23 protein-coding genes are annotated in these 25,366 nt (G+C 31.1%); all 23 read right to left on the bottom strand.

The annotated features are described in order from the left end of the window. Nucleotides 1–1,116 (bottom strand): glycosyltransferase family 4 protein, encoded by a 1,116-nt coding sequence (locus ACFPTQ_RS14760; protein WP_379778457.1) that lies wholly within the window; start codon nucleotides 1,114–1,116, stop codon nucleotides 1–3. Further along, nucleotides 1,113–1,889, bottom strand: a complete 777-nt coding sequence (locus tag ACFPTQ_RS14755; protein ID WP_379778455.1) for a glycosyltransferase family 32 protein — start codon at nucleotides 1,887–1,889, stop codon at nucleotides 1,113–1,115. The genes ACFPTQ_RS14760 and ACFPTQ_RS14755 overlap by 4 nt, the downstream gene beginning before the upstream one ends. 109 nt (nucleotides 1,890–1,998) lie before the next feature. Continuing rightward, nucleotides 1,999–3,168: a glycoside hydrolase family 88 protein gene (locus ACFPTQ_RS14750; RefSeq protein ID WP_379778453.1), complete on the bottom strand. Its 1,170-nt coding sequence runs from the start codon at nucleotides 3,166–3,168 to the stop codon at nucleotides 1,999–2,001. Next, nucleotides 3,158–3,718 carry an acyltransferase gene (locus ACFPTQ_RS14745; protein WP_379778451.1) on the bottom strand — a complete coding sequence of 187 codons (561 nt, stop codon included), beginning with the start codon at nucleotides 3,716–3,718 and terminating at the stop codon, nucleotides 3,158–3,160. Before ACFPTQ_RS14745 ends, ACFPTQ_RS14750 begins: the two co-directional genes overlap by 11 nt. Beyond that, nucleotides 3,699–4,763 (bottom strand): acyltransferase family protein, encoded by a 1,065-nt coding sequence (locus ACFPTQ_RS14740; protein WP_379778449.1) that lies wholly within the window; start codon nucleotides 4,761–4,763, stop codon nucleotides 3,699–3,701. Before ACFPTQ_RS14740 ends, ACFPTQ_RS14745 begins: the two co-directional genes overlap by 20 nt. Before the next feature lie 82 nt (nucleotides 4,764–4,845). Beyond that, nucleotides 4,846–5,736 carry a glycosyltransferase family 2 protein gene (locus tag ACFPTQ_RS14735; protein ID WP_379778447.1) on the bottom strand — a complete coding sequence of 297 codons (891 nt, stop codon included), beginning with the start codon at nucleotides 5,734–5,736 and terminating at the stop codon, nucleotides 4,846–4,848. 1 nt (nucleotide 5,737) lies between these two features. Then, the gene (locus tag ACFPTQ_RS14730; protein WP_379778445.1) at nucleotides 5,738–6,940 is read right to left on the bottom strand and encodes a glycosyltransferase; all 1,203 of its coding nucleotides are present in this window, start codon (nucleotides 6,938–6,940) and stop codon (nucleotides 5,738–5,740) included. Then, complete coding sequence (locus tag ACFPTQ_RS14725; RefSeq protein ID WP_379778443.1) at nucleotides 6,933–8,132, bottom strand: glycosyltransferase; 1,200 nt, start codon at nucleotides 8,130–8,132, stop codon at nucleotides 6,933–6,935. The genes ACFPTQ_RS14730 and ACFPTQ_RS14725 overlap by 8 nt, the downstream gene beginning before the upstream one ends. Nucleotides 8,133–8,138: 6 nt before the next feature. Beyond that, nucleotides 8,139–9,293 carry a polysaccharide pyruvyl transferase family protein gene (locus tag ACFPTQ_RS14720; RefSeq protein WP_379778441.1) on the bottom strand — a complete coding sequence of 385 codons (1,155 nt, stop codon included), beginning with the start codon at nucleotides 9,291–9,293 and terminating at the stop codon, nucleotides 8,139–8,141. A gap of 92 nt (nucleotides 9,294–9,385) precedes the next feature. Then, complete coding sequence (locus tag ACFPTQ_RS14715; RefSeq protein WP_379778439.1) at nucleotides 9,386–10,384, bottom strand: glycosyltransferase family 2 protein; 999 nt, start codon at nucleotides 10,382–10,384, stop codon at nucleotides 9,386–9,388. Nucleotides 10,385–10,404: 20 nt separating this feature from the next. Continuing rightward, a complete protein-coding gene (locus ACFPTQ_RS14710; RefSeq protein ID WP_379778437.1) occupies nucleotides 10,405–11,397 on the bottom strand; it encodes a glycosyltransferase family 2 protein in 993 nt (330 codons plus the stop codon). 37 nt (nucleotides 11,398–11,434) lie between these two features. Continuing rightward, a complete protein-coding gene (locus tag ACFPTQ_RS14705; protein ID WP_379778435.1) occupies nucleotides 11,435–12,238 on the bottom strand; it encodes an SP_1767 family glycosyltransferase in 804 nt (267 codons plus the stop codon). A gap of 80 nt (nucleotides 12,239–12,318) precedes the next feature. Continuing rightward, entirely contained in the window at nucleotides 12,319–13,263 is a 945-nt protein-coding gene (locus tag ACFPTQ_RS14700; protein WP_379778433.1) for a glycosyltransferase family 2 protein, read from the bottom strand. A gap of 3 nt (nucleotides 13,264–13,266) precedes the next feature. Beyond that, entirely contained in the window at nucleotides 13,267–14,322 is a 1,056-nt protein-coding gene (locus ACFPTQ_RS14695) for an acyltransferase family protein (RefSeq protein WP_379778431.1), read from the bottom strand. Between the two features lie 14 nt (nucleotides 14,323–14,336). Beyond that, complete coding sequence (locus ACFPTQ_RS14690; RefSeq protein WP_379778429.1) at nucleotides 14,337–14,945, bottom strand: acyltransferase; 609 nt, start codon at nucleotides 14,943–14,945, stop codon at nucleotides 14,337–14,339. Then, entirely contained in the window at nucleotides 14,946–16,184 is a 1,239-nt protein-coding gene (locus ACFPTQ_RS14685) for a polysaccharide ABC transporter ATP-binding protein (RefSeq protein ID WP_379778427.1), read from the bottom strand. It abuts the gene before it with no gap. Nucleotides 16,185–16,252: 68 nt separating this feature from the next. Then, entirely contained in the window at nucleotides 16,253–17,101 is an 849-nt protein-coding gene (locus ACFPTQ_RS14680) for an ABC transporter permease (protein ID WP_379778425.1), read from the bottom strand. Between the two features lie 17 nt (nucleotides 17,102–17,118). Next, on the bottom strand, nucleotides 17,119–18,126 hold the full coding sequence (locus ACFPTQ_RS14675) for a mannose-1-phosphate guanylyltransferase (RefSeq protein WP_379778423.1): 1,008 nt from the start codon (nucleotides 18,124–18,126) through the stop codon (nucleotides 17,119–17,121). A 65-nt stretch (nucleotides 18,127–18,191) separates the two neighbouring features. Continuing rightward, on the bottom strand, nucleotides 18,192–19,502 hold the full coding sequence (locus ACFPTQ_RS14670) for a nucleotide sugar dehydrogenase (RefSeq protein WP_379778421.1): 1,311 nt from the start codon (nucleotides 19,500–19,502) through the stop codon (nucleotides 18,192–18,194). A gap of 258 nt (nucleotides 19,503–19,760) precedes the next feature. Continuing rightward, the gene (locus tag ACFPTQ_RS14665) at nucleotides 19,761–20,225 is read right to left on the bottom strand and encodes a UpxY family transcription antiterminator (RefSeq protein WP_379778419.1); all 465 of its coding nucleotides are present in this window, start codon (nucleotides 20,223–20,225) and stop codon (nucleotides 19,761–19,763) included. A gap of 188 nt (nucleotides 20,226–20,413) precedes the next feature. Next, nucleotides 20,414–21,805: a UDP-glucose 6-dehydrogenase gene (locus tag ACFPTQ_RS14660; RefSeq protein ID WP_379778417.1), complete on the bottom strand. Its 1,392-nt coding sequence runs from the start codon at nucleotides 21,803–21,805 to the stop codon at nucleotides 20,414–20,416. 97 nt (nucleotides 21,806–21,902) lie between these two features. Continuing rightward, nucleotides 21,903–22,886, bottom strand: coding sequence for an SDR family oxidoreductase (locus tag ACFPTQ_RS14655; RefSeq protein ID WP_379778415.1), 984 nt, complete (start codon nucleotides 22,884–22,886; stop codon nucleotides 21,903–21,905). Nucleotides 22,887–22,907: 21 nt separating this feature from the next. Continuing rightward, the gene (locus ACFPTQ_RS14650) at nucleotides 22,908–25,361 is read right to left on the bottom strand and encodes a polysaccharide biosynthesis tyrosine autokinase (RefSeq protein WP_379778413.1); all 2,454 of its coding nucleotides are present in this window, start codon (nucleotides 25,359–25,361) and stop codon (nucleotides 22,908–22,910) included. Nucleotides 25,362–25,366 lie beyond the last annotated feature (5 nt).

Here is a 25,366-nt window from a genome sequence, read left to right as displayed (position 1 = left end):
TTATTTTTTTAACTGTGTAAACAAATCAGTCCAATGTTGCATCACCGCATCCATTAAAAACTTATCACTATTTTTTTTTGCAAAATTCCCCATTAATTGTCTCCTATCATTACTTCTTATTAATTCTAAAATTTTTTCAACCAATATTTTTGTATTTTTATTCTCAACTAAAAAACCATCTATACCATTAGTAATTATATTAGAAGGTCCTGTTGGACAATCATAAGAAACAATAGGCAATCCAACTGACAACGATTCCAATAACACCATTGGAAAACATTCTGTATGTGAAGTCAATACATACATAGAATAATCTAACATCGTTTGAATGATATTCTCTGTTGGATTTTGTATAATTATATTCGTCTCTAGTCCTAAACTAACAATCTTACTTTTTAATTGACTAATTGTTTCTCTATCTCCTTGCCCATAAATATGTAATTGCCAATCCGGTTCTTCTTTAACTACTAATTTCCAAACATCAACGAGATTTTCAAAGTTTTTAACTGGAACAATCCTTCCTGCTGCAATAGCTTTTTTATTTACTAATTCAGCTTTTAATTGCTGTTTCACAATAGGATTGGGAATAACATAAGTATTTTTTGTTTTATAAAATTTTTGTTCATCTTTATTTAAAACTATTATTTTATCAAACTTTGATTCTACAAAATCTGTAACTTTTAATTTTATTTTTTTGATAACACCACTATTTTTTCTTGAAATATCTTCAAAATATCTTGAAGAGTGGAACTCTCTAATTTTTAAAATTCCTGAAAATTTAAATGGAGTCCAAAACATATCAAATGCCTGATTACAAACAATCAATATATCAGGATTAATCCTTTTTATTATTTCATTCCATTTACGATAATGTCTAAAAACTTTTTTAAGATTATCGGTTGTCAAATAACTTTTAGTCCGAATGTAGTTAACATTAATATCAATTAATTTTATTTTAGGACTTAAACTATAACAAGCTGGTTTATTATTTTGCTCAGTGGTCAAAATATATACTTCATAATTTAAAACTTCAGAAAAATAATTTGCTTTCTGAGCCATTACTTTTTCAAGTCCTCCATGAAGATAAATTTGATCCGTTGAAAATATTATTTTCATCTAATTAATATATCCTTAATTTCTTTTAATTTAAAAACACGAATTATCCAACTAATTGTTTTTACACCTAAAACACTCATGAGCTTACGCTTTAAATTTGGCAAAAACTTATTTTTACTTAAAATCCATGACATTGCAAAATGGTGTATTGTATAAGTATTAATCGTATTTTCTAATTCGCCAGTTCCTAAATTTTTAGCGCAGAAATATTCCTTTGAAAAAAGATAAAGAAAATCTTTATTTTCTAATAAAGTTCTATTATTTATGACTTGCTCTTGGGGCATTTCTACTATTTTCCTTTTAGCACCAATCTGTTTCATCATTATTTTAGGAAGAGTTACAGTATCAAAACTGCCATCCACCTTAACAAAGGTCTTACCTTCGTAATATTCTAAACAATAGCCTAGCCAATCAGTCTTTTTTTCAGCTCCAAATACACCTGCCTCTATGATTCCATCTCCCTCGGTACCAACAAAATAAGGCAACTCTAACAATTCATCAAATCCCTTTAATACCTCAACATCAGAATCTAAATAAATACCTCCATAATTATAAACCGCATATAATCTAATATAATCAGCGGCGAAAGCATATTTTTTAGTTTCGAATGCCTGTTTCACCCAAATTGAATTTTCTAATGGAAATCTTTTCGTATCCCAAAGAATAAATTCGTAATCAGGTAAGTTTTTTTTCCAAGATTCAATACATTTTTGAATATTGTCCGGAAATATATCATCACTTAACCAACAGTAATGAATAATTTTTGGTATCATATTTATTTTTACACTAATATTTCTATTTTATTTTCAAATATCAAATTAATCTTCAAAATCTATTTTCTCAGATATTATTGATTTTTTAATTTTCTTATATTCTACAACCTTAAATCAAACTTGTTCGTAATGTCAAACCCTGAGTAAAAGGTAAGATATCAAAGTGCTGAGAATGCACCCCAATACTTTTTGTATCACCCTGTGAAAAATCGACAGCACCATCCCTTCGAGTGACTTGCATCAAATAATTAAGCGCTTTGTCTTTGGCCTTTTCAGCTATAGATTGTATTTCCGGTATTGCTGCTGCATTGGCAAAAAACCAGGCTAAAGTAGCTGTTGTGGACGAATCTAAACGAGATCCTGCATTTGTTATCAACCAATTCCAGCTTCCATTCTCATTCTGAAATGAAACAGCCATAGCAGCAAATGATTTCACCATTTCAGTTATTTCCAATTTATTCGGATGTGCTGCAGGTAATTCTAACCAAGCATCAATCAATCCAATGGCATACCAGCCCAAACCTCTACCCCAACCAAATAAACCTACCGACAGCTTGGTTTTTATATTGTAAGTATGGCAAGGAATATCGTGTTTCTCTAACATGCCGTACTTATTAAACTCACGAATCTGACTGATTCCTAACTCCACTGCATCATTCACATTCAACAATATACCATATCGGACTAAAAAAGGGGAAATAAAACCAATGGTATCCACATAACGATAATCGGAATTGTGTTTTCTATAGGCTATTATTCCATCTGTTCCTTTCAAACTGAGTATTAATTGATAACAATAATCAAAAGCCGGTTTATACTTAAAAAAATCCAGATTTTCAATTTTTAAAATGGCATACCCCAGAATAATATCATCTACTTCCGTTGGATTTCTTTTCCAATTACCAGTTGCATCAAAAGCATTCTGAACAAAATCATTGATTTGTTTTTTAATCACAGTATCTTTTGTCTGAATGGCATAATCATTCAATCCCAATAATAGCGAAGCCTTTTGCCAACTCTGGATTGCCGTTCTTTTATAATTCCCTTTGAGAATATCAATGATAATAAGTCTATTGTTATCCGTAACGGTAATTGTTGGTGTTTTATGCAACCATTGCACCGACTTTTTCACTAGCTTATCTTTCCAAATTTCCTTTGAAGTGTATCTCCCAATATGAATTCGACTTTGCCAGGTATTGAATTGGGGAATCCAATCCATTAAAAAAACCACCAATATGGCGATTAGTAAGACCGAAAGTGCTATCGTACTAAATGACATAACCCGCCTGATTTTCTAATTCATTAATCATCTGATTCTTCTTTTCATCCGTAATACCGCCTCCCAAAGTATAACTGTAATCGTATTGAGGGGCATTCTCAAAATTATTTTTCAACTTTTCTTCATACTCTGATATGGTTGCTATTACTTTAGCAGGATTCCCTGCTGCCACTACATTGGCAGGAATCGATTTTACCACAACACTGCCTGCCCCAATAATAGAATTTTCACCTATGGTTACCCCTGGCATAATCAAAACTCTGGCTCCAATAAAACAGTTTTTTTCTATTTTAATTTTAGCAATTCTGGTATAACCCAAACTTCTTTTTGTACTGGTATCGTGAGCTAATAAATAAACCTGCGGAGCAAAAATGACCTCATCACCAATTTCTATCAGCCAACAATGTCCATAATCAATCGTACAATTAATTAGACCATAACAGTTTTTCCCTACTTTCAAACCTGCTTTTAGGTTGGCTTCAAGTGTTAACTGTTCGTTAGTTATTCCCCTTAATCTTCTGTTTATTGCTTTAACTAATCTTAAAATCATTCTCTAATAATATTACTTTAGAAAGGTTTCTATATTTTTTCACAAGTGGTTGCTCTATGTAAATTGTAATAAAATAAGATAAGAGCAGTGTAATTGATAAACTAAAAAAACTTGCATACCAAAAGTGCAAGTTTAAAAATTTCATAAAACCTGGAATTAATATTGAAATACCTATAAACTGATGAATTAAATATAAACTATATGAAATTTTACCTATTTTTAAAGTGATTGAATTCACTATAAAGGAAAGCTTATCATATAAAAATAAAAGGAACAATCCATAAACTGCTATTAAAACAATAATATATTCATTAATACCAAAATAATGATTGTTGGGATAACAATTTTCAAAAAGAAGACATTGCACAACCAATGTTAGTAAATACAATAAAAGCCTGAAAACTGTAATTTTATCATATTTCATTTTGTAAATTAAGATCCCTGCAAAAAACAAAGAAAAAAATCTAATAATTGGAAATAACTTTAAAATAAATCGAAAAAAATCATTATTATATATTGATTTAAAACAATACAAAGAGCAAAAAAGCACTAAAACACTTCCTATTTTCTCAATCAATTTAACTTTTCTCTTAACCAAGATAAAAGCAATCAAAATATAAAAAAACAATTCAATATTTAAAGTCCAATAAGGTCCATCAATATTAGAAATCCCCATATAATACTGAAACATAGTTAAGTTGGCAACATATCTTAATAAAAATGATAATGACAGTACATCATTTGTATTCTCTTTAAAAACAAAATAATTTGTAAAAAAAATAGCTATCGTTGTTAATGAAACACAAAACCAATACACAGGATATAATCTTATAAATCTATGCCATAAAAAAACCTTCCAATTATTCGTTTGCTCAATAGACATAAAAATTACAAATCCACTAATTATAAAAAACATATCTACCCCTATACATCCTAAATTGTAACCTAACTCTGCTTGCGATCTTCCCATCGTATAATGAAAAAAAACAACTACTAATGCAGCTATACCTCTAAGAGCATCAAGTTCTAATAATCTAGTTCTCAAAATATAATCTATATTTTTTTTTGAATAAATTAATTAAATACAAGCATTATAATGAATAAAAAAATATTATTCTCAAAATAAATTATATAATAATTTTATTTCTCATTCTCAAAAATGAAAAATAAGCTCTAGGGTAAAAGAACAAATAAATTGCTTTTTTTTGAAATCCCTTAAGTTGCCAAAAATAATTTTCTTTAGTTAACAAAGAGTTTATTGCCAAACAAATGAAATTCCAAATAAATTTATTTGGATACTTTAAAAAAGGGTAAGTGTTATTATCTATTAGGTTATAAAATGAAAATGCCATCGATTTGAGATACCAAAGCTTATAAGAACTATCTGTAATACCATCTTCCAAATACTCTTTCAACTGAATAACTTTATTAAGACATAAAACATCATACTTTTTTGACATTTCATGCCAAACTACAGCTTCAAAAACATACCTTACCCCTTCCTTTTCAGGAAAAGGATACTGTTTCATTATTTCTGTCTTAAAAGCCACAGATTTATCACCATTAAACTTGTACTTTAAATAATAATCAACAAATGGAATTTGCCAATTTTCTTTAAGAAAGGCATCGCCTACTAAATTCCCATTTGTAAATTGAGAAAGTCCAATAATACCTGCAATTTTATCATTATCTTTTATTTTCTGCCAAGCTTCGTATTTTAAAAAAACGGCATTCTCAGTCAAAAAATCATCAGAATCTACAATAAAAAATAAACCACCAACAGCTTTTTGAACACCATAATTAATAGCTGTATGTTTGCCTCCATTAGGTTTATAAAAATACCTTATTGATATTTTTTCCTGATTAATAAATTCCTGAACAATCGTTTTAGTATTATCAGTACTTCCATCATCAACAATAAGCCATTCAAAATCAACATCTTTCTGAATCAACAAACTTTCGTATAACTGTTTCAATAAATATCCACGATTATAGGTTGGTGTAAAAACTGTAATCATATTAACACTTTTCATCATTAATTAAATCATAAAACTTAGAAACTTCCTCTTCAGTACCTTTAACACTATTCTTTAAACTTTCTATTAGTCCCTTTCGTAAATCAATATCATCTATAAGCTGCTCTAATTTAACTGCAATTGAAGCCGGATTCATATCTGCGATTAAACCTGTATAGCCATCTTCTATCTGATCTTTAGCCGAACTAAAATTAGTAACCACAATCGGTTTTGACAATATTTTAGCCTCTTCTAACGAAATTGATTTTCCTTCATAATAAGAAGGCAATAAAAAACAATCAGCTTTTGAAACATAAGGGTGAGGATTGTTCCTTAATCCTAAAAAGAAAATATTTTCTAAAATATCTTTATCAGATGCCTCCTCTAAGAGTTCCTCTTTTTTATTGCCTTCTCCTATTAGATACCATCTTACTTTGCAGCCTTTTTTTATAAGTATATTTAATGCTTCTAATCCTAAAAAAAGTCCTTTTTCCTGAGCTATTCTCCCAACATAAATAATGTTAAAATAATTGGAATCAAAATTCAAGCTTATTTGTTCACTTGCCAATTCAAAAATAACTTTAGAAGATATGATATTTTCAATAGTACAAATTTTATTAGAAAATTGAGGTGTTTTTATTCTTAATCTTTCAGTCAATCCATCAGAAACGGTGACAATATTATCCAATGCATTAAAATAATATTCCTCATTTTTAAAATCAATTTGTAATTTCTCTAAATCAGTATGAATCCATCCCATTTTTCTTTTTGCTTTAACCTTATCAACACAAAAGTAAATTGGATTTTTTTCCTGAAAACCAATGGCAACATCATATTTTTTTCTAATAGACTTAAAACAAAATTGATAATATTTCCAAAAATACTGTTCCGCAATACTTCCGTTTTTATGTCTTTTATAAACATAAACATGCATCATCTTAGCAAAAAAAACTTTAAAATTAAGTTGTCTTATTGCTAAAAATAAAGCCCTTATCGAACTTTGATCAAAAAAACGAGTATTGGTTGGCTCTGGTAAAAGTTTAACTTCTTTTGGAATATCAGCAAAAAAATCTCCTTCATGCTTGAAGAGAAAAAGGTCAACATTATATTTACTGTAATTAATAGATTGTAAAAGAGAAATCAATGCTTTTTCTGCTCCCCCACAGTACAAAGAGGCTGATATAAATAAAAGATTTTTTTTAGGCATTAATCATCAAACAATATAACTTATTAATTTCCTCTTCAGTGCCTAATTTCTCCAGACTTAAATTGGAAACAAAATCCTCTACAACATTTTTATTTTCAATCAGATATTCAACCGCCTTAGCTACTGCCTCAGGATTCATTTCTGTAATTAATCCATTTAGTCCTGAATTGATCTGATCTTTGGCTGTTGTAAAATTGGTTAGAATTATTGGTTTCCCTAAAATCTTAGCCTCATCTACCGCAATGGATTTTCCTTCGTATCTTGAGGGTTGCACGTAAATATCACATTGCTTTAAATAGGGATATGGATTTTCTTTTAATCCCAAAAGAAAAAAAGAATCTTCCAATTCAGATTCTTTAATTTTTTGTTCTAATTGTATTCTTTCTGTTCCTTCACCAATAACAAACCATTTTAAATTTGGATATCTTTTTACTAATTCAAATGTAGTTTCTACTGCCAAATCAATCCCTTTTTCTGGGCTTAATCGTCCGATAGTAAGAAGATTTATATTTTTATCTTCTAATACGTTATCTTTGTCAACTGTGGCCAAATTATTTATTATTTTAGGTGAAATTATATTTTCAATTACTTTAATACGATTTGATAAAGTTGAAAAAAAATGTCTTAATGAAGCAGCACACTCATCTGAAACAGTTACTAAATGATTCAATTTATCAAAATAATAAGTATCGAATTCAGAATCCATCCCAGAAGTCGCATAATTAGTATGTACCCAACCTATCTTGTTTTTAGATTTGACTATATCTATCACAAAGTAAACAGACGATTTTTCTAAAAAACCAATGGCGGCATCATACTCTTTTTCCAAATTAGGAATCGATTTACTAAAATACTTCCAAGATTGCTGTTCGGCAACGGCATTATTTTTATAGCATCTGTTTTTTATAAAAAATTGGAATCTGGAAATAAACAAACCAATTTTTCCCCTACTAAGAAAATACGAGCAAGCATCTATTAAGCCTGAATTAAATTTTTCAAAGGTTTCAGAATGACTAAGAATATTGACTTCTAAAGGCAAAGATTTCATAAACAAGCCTCCTTTCTTAAACAGAAATAAATCGACCTCGTAAGAATCAAAGTCAATTTGATTTAACAAATTGACCAGACTTTTCTCTGCGCCACCGGCATCTAAGCCCGGGATTACAAAAAGTATTTTTTTCTTTACCCTCATTAAATTTTACAAATACGCATTAGCAGACATGGATAATGACTTAATTTCAGGCAACACTTCTTTCAAATGTTCTTTAATCGCATCCTTATCTTTTTGCAATTCATCAAATTTCTGAATCAATAAATCAACATTACATAATTCTGATTTATCAAGAACCAGACGAGGATAACCAAATAAATCTTTAGCTATTCCCAAGGATTTAATACTATATCCCAATACCATTACCGGAACAGCAGTTGAATAGGCCGCAATAGTCGCGTGGGTACGCGCCCCAATAAACATTTCCATTCTGGAAATATAGCCTTTGTATTGGGCAGCAGTTAAATTATCTGGTAATAAAAAAACTCTATTGTGAGCGATAGTACCTAAATCATTAATGAGTCGTTGCATGCACTCATGGTCATCATTTCCGGGCTGTATGACATGGGGGGTAAAAGCAATGGTATAATTGGTCACCGAAAGAATGTGTTGTAATAATTGAATCACTGAAGCCCTGCTTTCGGGTATTTTTTGCTCTACCAATGGACTGTAATTGAAACCTATTGTATTCCCTACCTGCCATTGTTGCGGCAAGGCTAACAATTCTTTATCTAATAAAAATGCGCCATCAGCTACCAAGACCGTATTAGTAAGTCCTGCTGCTTTCAACTGAGATTCAGAAGCCGATTCTCTGAGAATTAAATGGTCAAAGTTTTTTAAATCTTGAATTTTTTCCAGATTCAAATCTTCCTGACCTAAAGAAGCACCCCACAACATTAATTTTTTCCCTTTTGACTTGATTAATCTGTTCAATTCATAATAGTCAGGAATATTACCATAGCAATAATTATCACCACCAATAGAGAGGAAAATATCAAAGTCCTCAATTCTATCAATAATATCCTTGTGAGTCAAACGATAAGATACTGACTGGCTTTTAAGCAACTTTACATTCCAATAATTTTTAAAAAACAAAGGAGAAAATGCTTTAATTTTCCTGTTCTGATTATGAAAAATTATTTCGTCTAAATCATTTATATGGTTATCTGTATCAGGTTTTCCAGAAGCTAAAGCAACATATGCCTTGGGATATTTTTGTTTAATAACCTTGATTGCTGAAACCACTATCGCTTCACAACCTCTGTTTCCACTTCCTCCATGGAAATACATTAATACTTTCATCAGTTTAAATTTTATTATTTTTTTATAAGACAGCCGTCTTTTACTAATCAATATTTCAGCTAGAATCAACTTGCTGTTATGTTTATTAGCTATTATTTAATACCGTTTCTAAAATGACTATAGGTATAAGCCATTTTTAATTTCCAGAATTGTTGTTTAATTAATGCTGCCTGTACAAATTCTTCAAAACGGCTAAGTGTCCTATGCCAAAACATGTTATGAGCAGTTTGCTTATAAATAGTAGAAAACTCTATCATCGATTTTTCAATGAATTGATTTCGTTGTGACTTATCCAAAACTGTATTCGCTCTAAAATATAAAGACAAAGCAGCCATATAAGTTTTCCAAAGCTTCTGCAATTTTGCATCTAGTATTTCAGTTGCTGTTAAGGGGATATTATATTGTTTTTGATGATCCATTTTAAATTCAGAAAACACCCTGTCAAAAACACTATAATCCTTTACAGGTGATTTAGTTGCACTTTCTTGATTTTCCCTATAAAAATAACCTTGATAATCGGAAATTAATGCTACGGTTGTAGTATATTGTAAAAAGTCCATTATGAAATGAGCATCCTCCCCTAAACGTACTCCAACAGGAAATGTCACGCCATTTTTGACAATTATATCTCGTTTAAAAATTTTAAAGCAAACCGAATTGAAGGAATCACTGGCAAGCATGTGTTGATAAAGATGAGTTCTGTTTATGAGCAGCTCGTTCTTACTATTATAAACTATTGAATTTATGGCTATCAAATCCGAACCGGCAAGCTCCAGAAAGCGTTCAAAATAATTCGGATTTATATAATCATCTGCATCTACAAAACCGATATATTCTCCTTGTGCCATTAAAACCCCAGTATTTCGAGCTACACTTACTCCCTGATTTTCCTGATTAATTAGTTTTATTCTGGAATCTTGGATTTGATAGCTTTCAAGAATCGACTGACTTGAATCTACAGAACCATCATTTACAAAAATAAATTCACAAACTGAAAGTGTCTGAGTTAATAATGAATCAATACATTTTTCAAGATACAATTCAGCATTATATACTGGTATGATTATACTAACTTTTGGTGAATTTAACATTAAATAAATTACTGATAATTTTAATTAATAAATCTTCTTTTGACTTTACTTAGTTGCCCGAGTATTTCGAAATATTTTTTAGATGTACTCTGATATAAATAAAATAAAAAATAAGATTTATCGAAAAACTGAAAATCTTTTGCAAGAGACACTTCTAAATATGATAATTGTTGTTTTCTTAGTAATGCTTTCAATTCTAAGAATTTATTTTTATCTAAGTTGGGTAATATATTAAGTTGTAAAATTCTTGTAACAAAAATTGAAATGATGTTATCAAAATATTTTTTTTGCAATTCATTATAATTCGGATAATTAGTATTTCTATAATTTACTAATACCGAAATTGCGTTTAAGAAGCCTAAATAAGCTTTTTCTGAACGACCTTGCTTACTTAACGAATTTAATCTAAAAGTATATTTATAATATGGTATAGATAAATAGCTGCATTTTTGGGCTTTTGCTTGTACCATTGCATTGAAAACCGAGTCTGGTCCTATCAAAATATTACTAGGAAATTGAATCCCATCCATCAGTTCTCTTAAATACAATGTGGCAGGATAAGGTCTTCGCTCATGTTCAAAACCATTTAAAATTATTGATTCAGAACCTAAGTTGGGTAATTCTTCTAACCAATTCTCGCTCTCATCATATAAGTTCATTTTTAGATACAGCATATCTAAAGTGTCAATTTCTGCCCTTTTTATAATAGTTTTTAAAGTGTTTGGCTCAATAGCATCATCAGAATCAACAAATGTAATGTACTTACCACAAGCTATTTGCAAGGCTCTATTACGTGTTGCAGCTTCTCCTTCGTTTTCTTGTGACAGTACTATTAAATTTTCATACCTACTCTCAAAATCTTTAAGTATTTCTAAAGAACCATCTGTAGATCCATCATTTATAGCAATAACTTCATAATCTTTTAAAGCTAAATCTTGACTAAAAACACTCTCTAAGCACCGCTCTAAGTAAGTTTCGGTATTATAAACAGGTATTATTATACTTAATTTCATAATATGAATTATTCCTATTTTTCTTAAATTGAAAATGCTATTGGATAGTATAAATTATACTGTCTAAATAAGCTTGTTTCTCTTCTTGAGGAAGTTCAAAGTCTTTCCCCTCACTTGCTTCTGCAACATACCTGCCTTTTATAGCAATTTTATTTTGTGCTTTTTGAATCATCCACATGTATTCGACATCCACATGACCAATATCAATAGCCCAATGGTTCAATTTTGCTAAATCATAGGCTAAAATAGTGGCTGTTGGTCCCAAAGCAATTAAAATCAATTTATCTTTACCATACTTTTGAGACAGTTCTACTATTTCTTCATACTTTGAATAAGCATCTTTTGATGGACAAATAATTCGCTCTATACTCAATGCATTATTAAATAAATCATTTCCAACTCCCAACCTTGAATACTCTCCTTCTACTATCAAAATATGTTGATTACTCCAAATCTTTTTTAGTTCATTTACAACTTTAGCTGAGTCTTTTTTGCTCAAATAATCAATATAAAATCTTGAAATAAAAGCATTCCCAAAAACATGATTTTTATCGACGATACATTTTGCGATTTTATTACCATAGAGGTTAATAAAATTGAGCCAATGAATTTTTGCATCTCTTTTAAATTCAGTAACTCTAACAAAACTAGAGGGAATAGCTACTAAATGATTGGATAATTTAGAATTTAAAACCTCATTTAATCTGACAGCAATACTATCTGATAAGTTCTGAAAAACGATATCTCGCTCTTTAATAACTAATCGGAACTCCCCATCACCAAAACGACTCAATGACTTTTTATATGTTACAATTTCATCAATTGTTTCATTAATTGACATGATATTGTATTTTGGAAAATGCTTACGTAATTTTTTGCTACGAATAAGCCAATAATAATAGTAAAGCTGCTTTATCATTTTTACAAACTACTCTCTACAAAATTATTTTTTCTAATTAATTTAAAGAATAATGATTTTATCTGTTTATTCGTATAATTAAAACCAAAATAGCGAATAGATAAATAAATTAAATAACTTATATGATTCCATTTAAAATCCTTGTATCTGTATATTAAATTTTCATACAATCCTATAAAAAGTTTTATTTGAGCTTTACTCATCTTTGATTGATAATCGAAAATCAAATCCTTAGTTCCCTCAAGGCGTCCACTTATCTTTTCCTGAATATTGTCTTTTCCTCCTGATATATTCAAATCAGACATTCTTACATATACAATCGAATCAATTGAAAAAACAGATTTGCCATCTGCAAAATCTATTATTGCTCTGTCATCACTACTCCAAGCCATTTTGTAATCTTTAAACTTATATTTTTTATAAGAATCCATTCTAAAAATATGCTCGGATAGGGAACTTCTACTGTCTCCTTTTAACTTTCTACAATAAGAATCTATAGCTTCTTCATTGATTGGATGATAATAGGTTTTTGAAATGACTTCATTCTTTTCATTAATTAAAACACTTGCATTTCTTATGACATTTGATTTATCTCCAAAAGTTGCAATAGCATTATAAAATTTAGCTACCACATCTTCACCCAAATAATCATCATCTCCTAAAATCATAAACCATTCCTCATTATTTGACAATTCAATACAACGCTCCCACTGCTTCGTTAATGATTGCCCTCCTAAATTTGTTTCAAAACGATAATAAATAAAATCAAGTTTGCCATTGTAATTTTCTAAAAGACCAGAACAATTCTCTGGACTGGCATCATCTCCTATATAAACTCTAAATCGCTTATCGGTTTGATTTGCTAACGATTCTAATGTGGTCTCAAAAAAAGTGAGCTTATAGAAAGGTATAACTATTGCTAATTTAATTGATTTTTCGGCTATCATTAATCAATCACTAAAAATTAAATTTCTTTTGAATTTAACTGATTTAATTTTGACTCTCATTGGTTGTTCTACATATAAGTATACCAAACAAGAGATACTAATATGTAGCAATAATTTCATAAAAAAAGTTATTGTTGGATTTACAAAATACAATTCCTTTGAATAATAAAATAAAGGTAACTGTAGTATATAAATACCATAGCTTACTTCACCAAGAAAAACTAAAAATTTATTTTTAAAAATTGTTGTTATCATACCCGTGTTAAACGACAATAATAAAATCAACGGTACAAATAATAAAACCAAAACACCATTATGATAATTTAATCCAATAGGATACTTTAAAACGAAAATTAATAAGGTGAAAATGGCTATTATAAGTAAATCATAATTTTTATTAAATTTATCTTTATTCTTCAAAAAGAATAACCCAGCTAAATTACCAACTAAAAACTCATTAAGATGCATTAGCGGAAAATAAAACAATAATTGGTGACTAACGATATTAGTACTTTGATAAAACCCATTATGAAGAAAATAATGTAGCACAAACTGCGAAAATAACCATACAATAAAAATCAGAACAACAGTAATTTTAAATTTTCTTTTGAATCTATATCCATAATTATAAACAAGGGGAAAAATCATATAAAAAAACATTTCTACTGATAAAGACCATCCCGGAAAATTATATAACATCGCTTTTCCTGGTATCCAAGCTTGAACCATTATAAGAGAATAAAACAAATCGAAGATGTTCACATCTAAAACAAGAAGTGGTTTAATAATCATTGCCAATATTCCTATAAGATATAAAGGATAAATTCGAGCAAATCTATTTTTAATATACTCTAAGTAATCTATATTCTCCTTATTCCCATATGAAATAATCATAATAAACCCAGATAAAATAAAGAAATAACTAACACCAAAATTAGCCTGCAATACAAGGAAATTAATACTTTCATGATAAAAAGGAAAAACCTCCTTTCCAAAATGAAAAATCACAATTGAAATAGCCGCTAAAAATCGTGTAAATGTTAACTGTTCTAATCGCATTAATTTTTTTTACTTCATTGAATTTTTTTAATAACTCTGGCAGGAACACCTGCTACAACAGAATTTGGAGGTACATCTTTAGTAACAACAGCATTGGCTCCAACTATACTATTCTCGCCAATGGTAACGTTAGACATTATTGATACCCCCTCACCAACCCACACATTATTCTTAATAATTACTGGCCCTTTTGAAATTAAAGGTCTTTTGGCTGGTACTATTTGTAACATTTCAGACTCAGTGTCACCATGATAATGATCGGTTATAAAAATCCTACTCGCTAACAAACAATTATCCCATATTTCAACTTTATCTATACAAGCAATATGCACATCTGTTCCAATATTAACCCCTTTTCCTATTTTGATTTCGGGGGTAAATATCTGTTCATTATATGAATCTATGGCTTCTATACGAAATCTGCTTGCTGCTGAAAAATCCTCTCCTATACTGATATATCTTGGATTCTTAATATTGCAGTCTTTACCTAACCAAAAATTTTTACCAGATGCTATAAAATCTTCCTTTATTAATTGAATTTCTTCGAGCTGTTCCTCCTGAAGTTTTGTTCGAATAACAAAGTATATATAGTTAATTAGCTTTTTTTTTAGTTTTGCTATCATCTAAACTAATTTATTATTCCACTTAATACTCTTATTATATACTTTACCTACATTAAAAGTTTCTAAATGTGCAAACTCAGCATTGTTATTTAAAATTGTAAAATCACAACATCTATCCACAACATCATAAGGAGCAATGCCTGGCTTATAGATATAAATACTGAGATGATAAAAACCTTTTACCAGAAATTCTTTTGAAATAGAAAATTTTAATTTCTCAGAAAAATTATTTAATAAACATTGCGATGAAAAAATTGGTTGCTCATCAGCATCCATAATTCTAACTAAGAAATAAACATTTTCCAGATTTAAAATTGAATTTTGTATTTCGAAACTAAAGTTTATATCTTCATTACTATAAAATTCAGTTGATTCATCAATAATTTTAGCTTCCCTTAAATAAATATCTTTATCTTTCAACACAGTATATACATCGCTAACTTCAGTTCCTGATAATCTATATTTTTCAACTACATCATCTATTTCTCCTGAGATTTTAAGTTGACCATTGGCCAATAAAATCCCTTTATTACATAATGCTTTTATAGCTCCCATATTATGACTCACAAAAAGCACCGTTCTACCTTCTCCTTTAGAAACATCCCCCATTTTTCCGAGGCATTTCTTTTGAAACTCAGCATCTCCTACTGCCAACACCTCATCTACAATTAGAATTTCAGATTCTAAATGAGCCGCTACCGCAAAAGCCAAACGTACATACATTCCTGAAGAATAACGCTTTACAGGTGTATCAATATAACGCTCTACTCCGGCAAAGTCCACAATTTCATCAAATTTACGGGTAATTTCGGCACGCCGCATCCCTAAAATGGCACCGTTCAAGTAAATATTTTCACGTCCTGTCATTTCAGGATTAAACCCTGTTCCTACTTCCAAAAGCGAGGCAATGCGTCCGTTAACTTTAAAACTTCCTGTTGTCGGTTTGGTTACCTTACTCAATAATTTGAATAAAGTACTTTTTCCGGCACCATTACGACCAATAATTCCTACTGCATCGCCTTGTTCTATTTCAAAATTGATATCTCGTAGTGACCAAACATAATCACTATCTCCTTTACTGGTTCGGTCATTCGATTCCCCAATTTTTAAATAAGGATCTTCGTTACCTCTTATTTTATGCCAAAATCGGTTCAAATCATGACTAATTGTCCCCGTACCAACCTCACCTAATCGGTATTGTTTAGATATATTTTCAGCTTTTATTGCTAGTTGCTTCATTATTTTTTTAGTCATTAGTACTTAGTACCTAGTCCTTAGATTTTTGTTCTTAACTTAAAATTTCTATTCTACACCGTATCCATAAAACTTTTTTCTACCTTATTGAAAATGACTGTACCTATTATCAATAAAACTGCTATAAACACTGTACTAAACAGCAAACTCATTGGTTGGAAATTTCCTGCTCCCAGATAGCCATATCTAAAACATTCGAAAATCCCCGTCAATGGATTAATTTCAACTAACCATTGGTATTTTTCAGGCATAGCCGACACTGGATACACCACAGGAGTTGCATACATATACAATTGGATTCCAAAAGTTAACAAAAAAGTAAGGTCTTTATATTTTGTAGTCATTGCAGAAAAAATCATTCCTAAGCCTAAGGCAAAAGCAGCCATTAATACGATAAGAAAAGGTGTCGCTAGCACCCAAACATTGGGATGAATTGATTCTTGAACAAAAGTATAATACAATACTATAGCAATAAAAAGCCCAAATTGAATGGCAAACTTTAACAATCCCGAAAAAACAATTGAAAGCGGCATTATTAACCTAGGAAAATACACTTTTCCAAAAATAGAAGCGTTAGTTTGAAAAACCGATGACGTTTTTGTCAAGGAATCTGAAAAATAGTTCCAAATTGTAATTCCTGATAAATAAAAGGCTAATTGAGGTAACCCATCGGTTGATAATTTGGCTACCTGACCAAACAAAACCACGTAAATTAAAGAAGTCAAAATGGGTTGTACAAAAAACCAAATAGGCCCTAAAATCGTTTGCTTATAAAAAGTAATAAAGTCCCTTTTTAATAACATTAAAAGCAAATCGCGGTAATGCCATAATTCTTTAAAATTAATCGAAAAAAGAGAATCTTGGGATTTTATCTCTTCTGTCCATTGTTGTTCTGTTCGCATTGTGTAATTTATCAAAATTATTGTAACAACTCAGGCTTTTCAACCTCTAGTTCGTTATATAAATCTTTCACATCTTGTGAAAACTCTTTTTGAAGTACCAGATTAGCATTCTCTGTAGCTACTAAAATCGTATTTTTCATCCCGATAAAAGCAGTAAAATTTTGAACTCCTATGACCATATTCCCATTTTCGTCCACGGGATGACCTTTAGACAATAAATAATCGTAAACCGATTCAAAAGAACCTAAATCCGACCACAAAAATTGGGACGGAACCACTTTTATTTTTTTTGAACGTTCCATCACCGCATAATCTACACTAATGGAAGGAATATCCAACGAAAGTTCTAAATCTAATTTACCATTATTATTATGTTCCCAAACTTTTTTTGCTTTTTTATATACCTTTGGTTCGAATGTTTTTAATTCTTCTAACAAAACTCCAGCTTTGAAGCAAAACATCCCACTATTCCACAAGAAATTCTTTTTAGCAATGAATTGTTTGGCCGTTACTAAATTAGGTTTTTCTCTAAAAGACAATACATTTTCACCTTTTGCTTCAATATAGCCATAACCCGTTTCCGGTTTGGTAGGATGAATTCCAAAAGTAACAATGTTTCCGTTAGCTGCTTTTTCAATAGCTTCAGTAACTGCCAGATCATACAGCTCTTTCTTTTCTATGATATGATCCATAGGTGTTACAATCAAAATGTCTTCTGGGTCTGCAGCAAAAGCAGCAAAGGCAATTGCAGCAGCTGTATTGCGTGGTGTAGACTCCACAATATCCAAATAAGGAATATTCATCTTGTCTAAAATAACCTTACTCAACTGGCAATTATCGACATTCCCTACAACAATTACTTTATCTGCAATTTCTCTATTTCTTTCAACGGTTAACTCAAATAAAGATTTACCATCAAAAATTTCTAAATATTGTTTAGGACGACTTTTACGTGACAAAGGCCACAAACGACTTCCTATACCTCCAGTAAGGATGACGTGTATGATATTTTGTTTTTTATTCATCTCAGTTATGAGTTATGAGTTATGAGTTGTGGGTTGTGGGTTGTGGGTTAGAATGTTAACAATAATCAAAGTCTACCGTCAACTACTGTACCCAAAACACCTTTTACATCATAAATAATACTATTATCAGATTGGTAATTTGATAAATTCATTCTTAGAAATTCTGCGTGTGCTACTCCTAGAACTATTGCATCAAATTTAATCTCGTTGGTTAATTGTGATTGACAAATCAATCCATATTCTTTCATCACTTCTTCAGGATTTGCGAGCGGATCATATACTGTAACACTTATGCCGTACTCTTTCAAGGCCTTTATTACGTCAATTATTTTAGTATTTCGCACATCTGGACAATTCTCTTTAAACGTAATTCCCAACATTAACAATGAGGCACCATTAACGGAAATTCCTTTTTTAATCATCAATTTGACCACTTGAGCAGCGACATATTCCCCCATACTATCATTCAATCGTCTGCCTGCTAAAATAATTTCTGGATGGTAACCTAATTCCTGTGCTTTTTGTGCCAAATAATAGGGATCAACCCCTATACAATGTCCTCCTACTAAACCCGGTTTAAAAGGAAGAAAATTCCATTTTGTTCCGGCTGCTTCTAATACCGCTTGCGTATCAATATTCATTAAACTAAAAATTTTAGCTAATTCATTTACGAAAGCAATATTGATATCTCTTTGTGAATTTTCAATGACTTTTGCCGCTTCGGCCACTTTGATGGAAGGTGCCAGATGGGTTCCAGCGGTAATAACCGATTGATAAAGAGCATCTACTTTTTGACCTATTCCCGGTGTAGAGCCTGAAGTTACTTTTAAAATTTTATCAACGGTATGCAGTTTATCTCCAGGATTAATTCTTTCAGGGGAATAACCCGCAAAAAAGTCAACATTAAATTGTAAGCCCGAAATGCGTTCTAAAACTGGCACACATTCCTCCTCAGTTACTCCTGGATAAACGGTCGATTCATAAATAATAATATCTCCTTTTTTCAAAACCTTTGCAACAGTCTCACTAGCCTTATACAAAGGGGTTAAATCAGGACGATTATTCTTATCTACGGGTGTAGGAACTGTTACAATATAATAATTACAATCGGCTATATCTTCCAATTGATTGGTACAATAAAGTCCATTTTTTTCTTCTGTCTCGACACCGCTCGACACCAAGGCTGTTTTTCTTAAAACCGCTTTCAAAACAGTTTCTTCAACTTCAAAAGTACTATCGATTCCTAGACGAAGTTCTTCTATTCTCTTTGTATTAATATCAAAACCAACAACACTGTATTTAGTTGCAAATAAACGTGCTAATGGCAAGCCAACATACCCCAGACCAATAACTGCTATTTTACAACTATAATCCATTGATTTTTATATCTATACCTCGTATTTCTTTCATTTTTCCCAACGCTTCGCGGTTCCAACTCACACCAAAGGAGTCAGAATTCAGCATTTTTCGTTCGCAAATATAAACGAGATTAAGCTGAATTCCTATTGATTTTCATTAATTTGAAATAGAATTAACTAACTAAAATAATAAAAAATTGACTAAGAAAAGCTAAACATCAGCCACACAAGCCTATAAGAACTTTCTTTATAATGAAAATAAAACACAAGAGTGTATTAGGCTTTTTTCATTCGCAACACACAACCTATCGATTCTAAAACCAACACACAGCTGTTTTTATTTACGGACTGAACCACGGCCTGCTGCGATTTGAATGGTCCTGATTCTAAAGTTATCTTATCTCCTACCTGAATTGAAGTAACAGAAATTTCATATTGATTCGGAGTGCTTAACCATTTTTTTATGGTATTAATTTCTTCATCACGTACAACAGCTGGTTTTCCTAACCAAAAAAGATAACGAACAGCTCCTGAAGACTGAAACACCAAATTGCGATCATGTTCTGCCAAACGTACAAAAACGTAGGAATTAAATAAAGGAATCTCTACTTTTTTCTTTCGATCCGACCATTGGCGTACTTGAGTGATTAGAGGACAATAACACTCAATCCCTTTTTGAATTAACTGTTCTGCCACTTTTTTTTCCCATTTTGGCTTGGTGTACACTACATACCAATTCATTCTTTTATTTTTTAATGTAATTACTTACATATATTTATTGTTTCGACAAAGGAGAAATCAAACAACTCAATCAACCAGTGAGATTCCTCCTTTGTCGGAATGACAAAATATGAGGCATTTTTTCTCAAATGATATTATAATTCTGGACAGCCTGATAGCAGAAAACTCACAACCCATAACCGACAAGCCTAAGACCCAATCGCCTGATACACAAAACCAATTTTTTCCAACACCGCTTTATCCAATATATTCCTTCCATCGAATACAAAAGCTGGTTTTTGCATGTCATCATAAATTTTTTGCCAATCATAACTAATAAACTCATCCCATTCGGTAAGAATAGCTATTGCGTGAGCTCCCACACAAGCCTCATAGGGATTTTCATATGACAAAATACTTTCGGCGTTTTTAATTGCTGTTCGAGATTGTAAATAATCCAAATCCGCTAAAACTTTTTTTCGTGAAACCTTTGGATCATAAACCGCTAAAGTAGCATTTTCGCTAATTAAATCATCAGCTACATAAATCGCTGCCGATTCTCTGGTATCATTCGTATCTTTTTTGAATGCCCAGCCTAAAAAAGCAATCTTTTTACCAGAAACAGTATTATAAAGTGTTTTTACAATTTTATCAGAAAATCGTCTTTTTTGATGATCATTCATTATAATAACTTGTTCCCAATAATCAGCTACTTCATTCAAGCCATACGATTTAGCGATATAAACCAAATTCAAAATATCTTTTTGAAAACAAGATCCACCAAAACCTACGGAAGCCTTTAAAAATTTAGGTCCTATTCGGCTATCCATTCCTATCGCCCTAGCCAATTCATTAACATCAGCACCTGTTTTTTCACAAAGTTCTGACATGGCATTTATAGAAGAAATTCGTTGCGCCAAAAAAGCATTAGCCGTTAATTTTGACAATTCAGACGACCAAACATTGGTTGTTAAAATCTTATCTACCTCTACCCAATTTGCATACACATCTACCAAGGCCTGAATGGCTTTTTGCCCCTCTTCATTAGTATCTCCCCCAATTAATATTCGATCAGGAAACAACAAATCCTGAACAGCTGTTCCTTCTGCTAAAAATTCAGGGTTGGAAAGAATTTGAAATTTCACTCCATTTCCAGTATTATCTAAAATGCTTTTAATTGCCTCGGCAGTGCGCACCGGCAAAGTCGATTTTTCAACTACAATTTTATTACTTTTAGATACTTTAGCAATTTGTCTGGCACATAATTCAATGTATTTTAAATCGGCCGCCATGCCTTTTCCTTTACCATAGGTTTTTGTTGGCGTATTCACTGAAATAAAAATCATTTCTGCTTCGTCTATAGCTTTATCAACCTCCGTGGAAAAGAATAAATTTCGCCCTCTAGCTTCTTTTACAATTTCAGAAAGTCCTGGTTCATAAATTGGAATTTTATTGACATCTTCATCATTCCAAGCTACAATTCTTTCGATATTCAAATCCACTACAGTCACTTGAATATGTGGGCATTTCTGAGCAATAATTGCCATGGTAGGTCCACCTACATAGCCTGCACCAATGCAACAAATTTTTGTAATTTTCATTTATTTTGTAATATGTTATGTGTTTTGGGTTATTGGTAAAACTATAATCTAAATAAATAACTTCTACCTTCTAACTTCTAATTTCTAACTTCTTTCTTTATTTCAAATTATTCCAGTACCAATCAACCGCTATTTTTAATCCTTCTTGTAAAGAGTATTTTGGATTATAGTCCAATAATTCTTTTGCTTTATCAATACTAGCCAAAGAATGAGGAATATCTCCTAATCGATTAGGACCATGTATCACAGTAACATTAGCAATTGCTGGATCATAAACCTTTAAATAGTCTTTTAAATAAGCCACTAAATCATTTAATGTATTTCTATCTCCAAAGGCGGTATTGTAAACGGTATTCACAGCAGTTAAATTATCAGTAGCCATTGCTAATTCATTCATTTGAACTACATTATCAATATAGGTAAAATCGCGTGAGTAATTTCCATCTCCATTTATCGTTATGCTTTCATGTTTCATCAACTGCATAACAAATTTTGGAATTACCGCTGCATAAGCTCCATTAGGATCTTGTTTTCGACCAAAAACATTAAAATAGCGCAATCCAATGGTTTCTATTCCGTAGGTTTTACTAAAAATTTCCGCGTACAATTCGTTCACATATTTTGTAATTGCATAGGGTGAAAGCGGTTTTCCTATCACCTCTTCTACCTTTGGCAAGCCAACTGAATCTCCATAAGTTGAAGAACTAGCTGCATATACAAATCGCTTCACTTTGGCTTCTGTTGCTGCTTGAAGCATATTTAAAAAACCAGAAACATTGACGTCATTAGTCGTAATTGGATCTTTAATCGAACGAGGTACTGAACCTAAGGCTGCTTGATGCAACACATAATCAACTCCTTGAAGGGCTTTTTGACAATCTTCATAATTTCTGATATCACCTTCAATCAAAGTAAAATTAGAACTAGAGAAACAATCTTTTAAATTATGACGGTGACCTGTAGCAAAATTATCTAAACAGATTACTCGATTCCCTTTGGATAAAAAATATTCACAAAGATTAGAACCAATAAAACCTGCTCCTCCCGTAATTAAAATGGTATAATTTGTTATTTCCTTCATTTACTTAATTCCAATTATCAACTAGCTTTTTCTTATTCTATTTCGTAATTTTTGAAAAAATCCCTTTGGTTTCTCATCTTCATGGTACCCATTAGAATATTCTCCATATCCATAGCCATATCCGTATCCATAAGACGAGCCATATTTAGCTTTATTTTCAAAACCATTCAAGATAATACTTACGTTATGCATCTCTCCTCGTTTGACTCTATTATTCAACAACGGAATCATTTCTTTTTTGGTAATATTTTGTCTAATAATGTACAATGTTACATCTGCATATTGACCTAATTCTAAAGAATCGGAAACCAAACCTACCGGTGGTGTATCCAAAATAATATAATCGTACTCTTTTTTCAATTCGGCTATAAAATCAATCATAGATTCCCCCATAATTAATTCGGAAGGATTAGGCGGAACTGGTCCTGAAAGAATTACATCAAGGAATGGTATTTGAGTATGATTTACAATTTCTTTCAGACTTTTTTGTTTTATCAAATAATTCACAACACCCACATCATTACGAAGATTAAATTCTTCAAATAATTTTGGCTTTCGCAAATCTAGACCCACAATTACTGTTTTCTTTTCGCTTAAAGCAAAAACAGTTGCAATATTTATAGAACAAAACGTTTTGCCCTCTCCACTTATTGAAGAAGTTATCATTAAGGTTTTACCGCCTTCAACCTTTTGCTTTTTGTACAAAAACTGCAACGAAGAACGTATCGCTCGGAAAGATTCAGACATCGCTGATTTCGGTTTTTCAAAAACAGCTAACTCGCCTTTTTCCTTATAAACACCTACTACACCTAACAAAGGAATTTTAGTTCGACCCGTCACATCCTCTGCTTTTTGAATAGAATTATTAATCAAAAAGAGAATAAATATAAATACTAATGGAATTGTAATACCTACAAAAACCGCCAAAACATAGTTTACAGATGTTTTAGGCCCAATCAAACCGCCACCCACATCTTTTGCAGGGTCAATAAAATGAATATCGGATAAATTAGCGGCTTTAACAATATCTGCTTCGCTTCTTTTTTGGAGAAATGTACTGTAAATATTATCGCTTAAATCATACTTCCTCTTTATTTTAATCAACTCTTGTTGGTCATCCGGCAATTGTCTGATATTTCCCTCGGCTTGATTAATTTTACTATTTACCAACCCTAAATCAAATTGCAAAGACGATTTTGCCGAAGCTATATTTTCCAACAAAACATTTTTAATAGCTTCCATCTGACTATCAAACTCCCTGAAAATTTTATCGCTTTTTACTGCATAAGCCATTTCAGAACGTTCTGTAGAAAGTGCTATCAACTTTGAAACATTAGCCACAACATTAGGATCATCTATTCCGGCCACCGATGGAGCAGGTAACTTTGAATAATCTACACTGTTTTTTAAATAGGCTTTTAATGAATTGTAATACGAAATCTTTCTAGCTATAGCATCTTTTTCAACATCATATTGCGAGATTTTTTCCGAAAATTTAGCACCTCCATCTTCTAAATTAACAACATCTTTTCCTTTTTTAAAAGACTTTAATTCATCTCCAGCGGTTTTCAATTGTGATTCCATTGCTACTAGGGTACTATCAATAAAATTAATCGTATTGGTAGCAAATTGATTCTTACTATCTAACTGCCTTTTGATAAGCATATTTACAGTTGCATTAAGATACTCAACTAACCTTGCTTTATTAGTACCTTGCAAACGTAGTGTAAGAAGTGAAGCTCCTTTTTCATCTAATCGTACTCCAACTCCTTTGTATCGGGAAACAGTTCCATTAAAATCATTAAAACGAACAAAATATTCTTTGCCTTTGTAAAATCCTGGATTTTCGCTTATGTACAATTTCCAATGTAAAAAAGGCAAAGAAACCTCTTCACCAACTTTATATTTCCTAATAAAATCGCCAATTACAACATTTGTTGAACCATAAGAATTATCCGCATATTTAATTAATGAAACGGAATTCGTTGTAAAAGGTATTTTAATTTGATATTCGTTTTCTGTTAAAAAAGTAATACTGATTAAATTCCCTGCCAACTGTCCTTTATTTTTATCAATACTTACATGAAAAGGCACAGCTCCATAGGCATCAACCATATTGTACTTTTCTTGTTGCAAATAATCTATGTAAAACTGCAATTTATCAACCACTAATTCGTTATGCGAACGCGATTGTAAAGTGGTAGAAATAGTTTGCATTTGATCAGATACGCCGCCCCAATTAAAAGTCAAACTGGTATTTGAAGTAAACAATGGATTTCTTTCTTCCTTAACCGAAATAAGGGTCTCCATCTCATAAATTTTTTCCTTACGAATATTTACTTGATAGGCAATAGTTAAGGCAATGGTTAAGCTCAATAAAAACCATTTCCAATAGCTTAGAATTTTAAACAACAAGCCTTTAAAATCAAAACTTACATGATTTTCAAATATGGAAAAGTCTTTTATATCTAACATTTTTC

Source organism: Flavobacterium sp. GCM10022190 (assembly GCF_042656445.1).
GTDB lineage: Bacteria > Bacteroidota > Bacteroidia > Flavobacteriales > Flavobacteriaceae > Flavobacterium > Flavobacterium nitratireducens.
This window is presented reverse-complemented; position numbering and strand designations above follow the sequence as displayed.